This window comes from Clostridium sp. E02 (assembly GCF_003833015.1).
In the GTDB taxonomy this organism is placed as follows: Bacteria; Bacillota; Clostridia; order Lachnospirales; family Lachnospiraceae; genus Lacrimispora.
Genome location: NZ_RJLQ01000058.1, coordinates 1 through 723, shown reverse-complemented (window position 1 = coordinate 723; position 723 = coordinate 1). Strand labels below are relative to the sequence as shown.

Below are 723 nucleotides of genomic sequence, written 5' to 3'. Positions count from 1 at the left end.
AGAGGCGAAGTACTTTTTCTTTGAGTTCAGGATCATAACGATTGTTTGACATGTTGTAACTTCTCCTTTGATGTAGGTTATTTTACCAAACTATACCTTGGTGTTACAACTTAATTATACAACGTCATTATCTATAGACCTTGGAATTACATCTACACAAAAAATAAAATCCGAATCTTCCTCCGCATAGGCCTCATAGGTCATAGTATAACACCCCTGAGAAAAAGGAATTGGTGACCCTCCTCCATCCGAACCTTTTGGATTAACTATAAATTTTTTTCCATATTTTTCTTCCAAATAAGTACCTACTGCAGCAGGATACTCCTTCTGTGTTTTTATGCTATCACTTTTTGTGATTAAATTTTTCTTTTCTTTTTTTATAAAAAGTACTATACTAATGGACAAAATTACACCAATTACTATTCCTGCCACTATCAGTACCTTCACCATAAATTCCACTACATTATTAATAGAGTTTTTATTCATACCTAATTAGTACCTCCCTAGGACCTTTGTATTCATTGTGATTCTCCCTGACCGTCATAAGAGTATACTTTATCAATCACACCTTCTGGAAGCAAATAAGCACTGGATGGCGCCATATTCCCCCCTTTTGAGTGACCTGCCAAGGTTACGTGATCCAAACCGGAGTTTATTACATAGGATGCTGCTTCTTTTTGTGATGGGGTTTGGGAGGAAAATATAGCTGCAACATTGTCATCC

Annotated in this window: 2 protein-coding genes; both read right to left on the bottom strand. The window is 36.1% G+C overall.

The window, feature by feature from the left end:
* Positions 1-114: 114 nt before the first annotated feature.
* Positions 115-486: a hypothetical protein gene (locus tag EFT72_RS18905; protein WP_124068459.1), complete on the bottom strand. Its 372-nt coding sequence runs from the start codon at positions 484-486 to the stop codon at positions 115-117.
* A 32-nt stretch (positions 487-518) separates the two neighbouring features.
* A partial coding sequence (locus EFT72_RS18900) for an Mbeg1-like protein (RefSeq protein WP_124068458.1) occupies positions 519-723 on the bottom strand: 205 nt, incomplete at its 5' end.